General features: G+C 68.4%; 6 protein-coding genes. 4 read left to right on the plus strand and 2 right to left on the minus strand.

Annotated elements, in window-relative coordinates:
* Window positions 1-413 (minus strand): pyridoxamine 5'-phosphate oxidase family protein (locus G6028_RS12885; RefSeq protein WP_182659116.1); only part of this gene is annotated, 413 nt, incomplete at its 3' end.
* A 266-nt stretch (window positions 414-679) separates the two neighbouring features.
* Between G6028_RS12885 and ectA the strand changes: the two genes are divergently transcribed.
* From ectA to G6028_RS12905, 4 genes are all read left to right on the plus strand, one after another.
* Window positions 680-1,105, plus strand: a complete 426-nt coding sequence (gene ectA, locus G6028_RS12890; protein ID WP_241730744.1) for a diaminobutyrate acetyltransferase — start codon at window positions 680-682, stop codon at window positions 1,103-1,105.
* Between the two features lie 67 nt (window positions 1,106-1,172).
* A complete protein-coding gene (gene ectB, locus G6028_RS12895) occupies window positions 1,173-2,468 on the plus strand; it encodes a diaminobutyrate--2-oxoglutarate transaminase (protein ID WP_182610113.1) in 1,296 nt (431 codons plus the stop codon).
* A gap of 40 nt (window positions 2,469-2,508) precedes the next feature.
* On the plus strand, window positions 2,509-2,931 hold the full coding sequence (locus tag G6028_RS12900) for an ectoine synthase (protein ID WP_179523620.1): 423 nt from the start codon (window positions 2,509-2,511) through the stop codon (window positions 2,929-2,931).
* A 163-nt stretch (window positions 2,932-3,094) separates the two neighbouring features.
* Complete coding sequence (locus G6028_RS12905) at window positions 3,095-3,922, plus strand: PIG-L family deacetylase (protein WP_182659118.1); 828 nt, start codon at window positions 3,095-3,097, stop codon at window positions 3,920-3,922.
* A gap of 67 nt (window positions 3,923-3,989) precedes the next feature.
* On the opposite strand, the gene G6028_RS12910 is transcribed toward G6028_RS12905, so the two are convergent.
* Window positions 3,990-4,489: DUF2332 family protein (locus G6028_RS12910; protein ID WP_182659119.1), on the minus strand; the 500-nt coding region annotated here is incomplete at its 5' end.

Below are 4,489 nucleotides of genomic sequence, written 5' to 3' on the forward strand. Positions count from 1 at the left end.
CGTTCCGGCTCCTCGCCGAAGGTGAAGCCGCGGCCCGAGATCTGCTCCGGTGTGATCTCCACGAAGTTGTACTTGAGCGTGGGGATCCACGGCTTGAGGTCGAGTTCCTCGGCGCGGTTGATCTCAGCGAAGCTGTCGAGCCGTCGGGCTTCACCCCGGACGACCACCGACCACGCCTCCTCGTCCTGGATGTGGTCGACCTGGAAGACCACGTCGGGGTGAACGGTGAGGCCGGCGAGCTTGCTGCCCTCCGCCGTGCGGAAGAAGATCCTGCCCTCCGTCGACAGCGCGTAGTTGACGGGGAAGATGTCGGCCCGCCCGCCCGAGACGGTGATCAGACGGCCGAGCGACTCGGTCGCCAGCAACTCGAGTGAGCGGCCCTCGTCGAATTCGGTGATCGGGTTGTGGTCCATGAAAATATTCTCCCAGGCTCCGGCCCGCTAAGGAAGAGTATGGCGCCCGGGGGCGGGGGAGCAGGGGGTGACGGACGTCACTGCACGGCGGTCACCTGCGGACTCGCCCGGCAATCGGGTAACGATCCGGCGAAGGTAGATGCGGCAACCGGTCCACGTCATTACGGTGGTAATTACCTATGAACCAAGGAGAACGAGAAGCACCCCGTAACCCTGATTCGTCCGACGCGGTTTTCCGCCCGCCCACCGCGGCAGACGGAAATCGCATGTGGGAGATCGCCCGCGACAGCGGAGTACTCGACCTGAACTCCTCCTATGCCTACGTGCTGTGGGGAGCGGAGTTCTCCGAGAGTTCGGTGGTCGTCGAGGTCGAGGGCCGCGTGGTCGGCTTCGTCACCGGATTCCTGCGCCCCTCGGAGCCGGACACGATCTTCGTCTGGCAGGTGGGCGTCGACGCGGACCAGCGCGGTAAGGGTCTGGCCGCACGGTTGCTCCACAACCTCATGGACCGGCTCGCCGAGCGCGGCGTGGTCCGCCTGCGCACCACCATCAGCCCGGACAACGAGGCGTCCCAGCGCACTTTCGGCGCCGTCGCGCGCGATCGGGGCATGACGTTGTCCAGCGAGGACTACCTCGGCGCCGAACTGCTCGGTGACGGGCACGAACCCGAAGATCTCTACACGATTTCCTAACAGGGCGCCCGGACGCATCCGTCCGCCGCCGCCGCCCGACACCATTGTTGATGGAGTGATCACCACCATGACCGAAGCCACGCACGACGCCAATCTGGACACCTCGATCTTCTCCGACCGCGAATCCGAGGTCCGCAGCTATTCCCGCAACTGGCCGGTGGTGTTCGACACCGCGAAGGGTGCGAAGCTCACGACCGTCGACGGGGACGACTACCTGGACTTCTTCGGTGGCGCCGGCGCGCTGAACTACGGCCACAACGACGACGACATGAAGAGCGCGCTGCTCGAGTACATCCAGCGCGACGGCGTCACCCACTCGCTCGACAAGTACACCGTCGCCAAGCGCGCCTTCCTCGAGACCTTCACCTCGACGATCCTCGAGCCGCGGGGGTTGGACTACAAGGTGATGTTCCCCGGGCCGACCGGGACGAACGCCGTCGAGTCGGCGCTCAAGCTGGCCCGCAAGGTCACCGGCCGCGAGGCCATCATCAACTTCACCAACTCGTTCCACGGCATGACCCTCGGGTCGCTGTCCGTCACGGGTAACTCCATGAAGCGCGCCGGTGCCGGGATCCCGTTGGTCCACGCCACGCCGATGCCGTACGACAACTACTTCGGCGGCGTGACCGAGGACTTCCAGTGGATGGAGCGCGTACTGGTCGACTCCGGTTCGGGCATGAACCGCCCGGCGGCCGTGATCGTCGAGTGCGTCCAGGGCGAGGGCGGTATCAACGCGGCACGCGCCGAGTGGCTGAGGGCCCTCGACGAGCTGTGCAAGCGCCACGAGATCCTGCTCATCGTCGACGACGTCCAGATGGGCTGCGGCCGCACCGGCGAGTTCTTCTCGTTCGAGTTCGCCGGCATCAAGCCGGACATCGTCACCCTGTCCAAGTCGATCGGCGGCTACGGCCTGCCGCTGGCGATCACCCTGTTCAACCGCGAGCTCGACGAGTGGACCCCGGGCGAGCACAACGGCACGTTCCGCGGCAACAACATGGCGTTCGTCACCGCCGAGGTGGCGCTGCGGAAGTACTGGTCGGACGACAAGCTGCAGAACCGCACGCTCGAGAACGGCCGGATCCTCCGCGAGCGCTTCTCCCCGCTGGTCTACAAGTACGAGGGCAAGCTCGAGCTCCGCGGCCGCGGCATGGCCTTCGGTATCGCCTTCCTGGAGAAGCCGGAGCTGGCCGCAGAGGTCATGGCCCGCTGCTTCGACAACAAGATGCTGGTCGAGACCGCCGGCCCGAGCGACGAGGTCGTCAAGTTCCTCGCCCCGCTCATCCTGACCGACGAGGAGCGCGACCGCGGAATCGAGATCTGCTACGAGGCAGTCGACCACGTCCTCGCCCAGCAGTACCTCTGAGCCCGCCCGGACCACCACACCTTCCCCGAGGAGGCACCACATGATCGTTCGCACCACCGCAGAGATCACCGACACCGACCGCCACATCAAGGGCAACAACGGCAACTGGGAGTCCAAGCGCATCGTCCTGGCCGACGACCGGGTGGGGTTCTCGTTCCACGAGACCACCATCGCCGCCGGAACGACCAACGACTTCCACTACGCCAACCACATCGAGGCCGTCTGGTTGACCCGGGGCAAGGGCACGTTGCGGGACCTCACGAACGACAAGGAGTACCCGCTCGAGGCGGGTTCGATGTACCTGCTCGACGGTCACGAGAAGCACCAGGTCATCGTGGAGGAGGAGATGCAGATGCTCTGCGTCTTCAACCCCCCGGTCGTCGGCGACGAGAACCACGACGAGAACGGCATCTACCCGCTCCTGCGCCTGCAGGACGACGGATCGGTCGTGCGCGAGAAGTAGGCCCCACACGCACCACCCGCGCCCTCCCCGGCCGGACCCGCTCCACCCGGAGCGGTGTCGACCGGGGAGTCGTGCGTGGGGGGTCGCGCGTCGGGAGTCTCGCGTGCTGGGTTCGGTCCGTTCCGGTCGCACACCCGGCCGGGCGGGAGGGCACACTGGTCGGGTGTCCACGATCGTGTTCCTCCACGCCCACCCCGACGACGAGACCTCGCAGACCGCCGGGATGATGGCCCTCGCCTCGCGTGGTGGCCACCGCGTCGTCACGGTCTTCGCCACCGACGGCGGCCACGGCCAGCGACCCGACCACCTCGGGCCCGACGGCGACCTGGTCGACCATCGGCGCGGTGAGGCCCGGGCCGCGGCAGCGGTACTGGGTGTCGCCCGGATCGACTGGCTGGGGTACCGGGACTCGGGGATGACCGGCTGGGCCCAGAACGACGATCCGCTGAGCCTGCACAGCGCCGACACCGACGAGGCGGCCGGGCGGCTCGCCCGGATCCTCGACAGAGAGGACGCCGACGTCCTGGTGGGGTACGACCACCACGGGAACTACGGGCACCCGGATCACCTGGCCGTCCACCGCATCGCCCGCCGCGCGGTGGAGTCGGCGGCCCGTCGCCCGCGGCTGTTGGAGGCCACGACCAATCAGGACGCCCAGCTCGAGATGCTCGACAGCCCCGAGGCGGCGGAGTTCCTGGCGGCGTTCGCGTCCGGCGGCATGGACGTGGAGGAACTGCGCCGGATGATCCTCACCGGGGACGACGGGCTGCCGGTCGGGGTCCCGCAGTCGGAGATCGCGTGGGCGATCGACCTGCCCGCGGACGTCGTGGAGCTCAAGCGTCGCGCCATGGAGTGCCACGCCAGCCAGACCAGCGACATCGGCATGATGTTGGCCCTGCCGGAGAACGTCTACACCGCGACGTTCGGGACCGAGTACCTCATCGAGCCGGGGTCCGACCAGTCGATGCGCCGCGGGTGGCCGTTCGACTGAATCGGCCGATCCGACCAGTCCCGATCCGACCAGCCCCGATCCGACCAGCCCCGCCCCGATCCGGCCTTCAGGGCATGTCGAGCGCGCGGACCCAGTCGCCGTGGCCGTGCGCCGTGGCCAGGGGTCGCCCGTTGACGGCGACGACGAAGATGCCCTTGTGGCGCCGGATCGGTTCCGGGACCTGCTCGGCGACGTCGGGCAGGAGGGTCACCCCCTCCACGGAGATCCACACCGCGCCCGCGTCCCGGCAGAGATCGGTGACCCGGCGGACGAACTCGGCGCGGGCCGGGGGCTCGAGGTACCCGAGCACCGCGGTGTGGAACACCACCGGCGTGGACCCCGCGGGGCACGCCGCCACGGAGTCCTCCAGCTTCTCCACCAGGTCCCCCGTGATGATCCGAGGCGGGTCGGCGGCGGCGATGTCGAGCGCGGCGTCCAGGCGGGGCACGCGCTCGGACTGCTGTCCGGGCCAGATCAGGCTGCGCAGCCAGGCACGCGAGTCCGCGTGGGCGGGGTCGATCGGGGCCAGGTCGACCCCGCCACGGTGGACGACGTCGGGCAGGGACC

Origin of the sequence: Dietzia cercidiphylli, from assembly GCF_014145145.1 — a bacterium.
Taxonomy (GTDB): domain Bacteria; phylum Actinomycetota; class Actinomycetes; order Mycobacteriales; family Mycobacteriaceae; genus Dietzia; species Dietzia natronolimnaea.

Coding starts and splice junctions, on each gene's coding strand:
- ectA (WP_241730744.1), top strand. CDS start 680: ATGTGGGAGATCGCCCGCGACAGCGGAGTACTCGACCTGAACTCCTCC.
- ectB (WP_182610113.1), top strand. CDS start 1,173: ATGACCGAAGCCACGCACGACGCCAATCTGGACACCTCGATCTTCTCC.
- G6028_RS12900 (WP_179523620.1), top strand. CDS start 2,509: ATGATCGTTCGCACCACCGCAGAGATCACCGACACCGACCGCCACATC.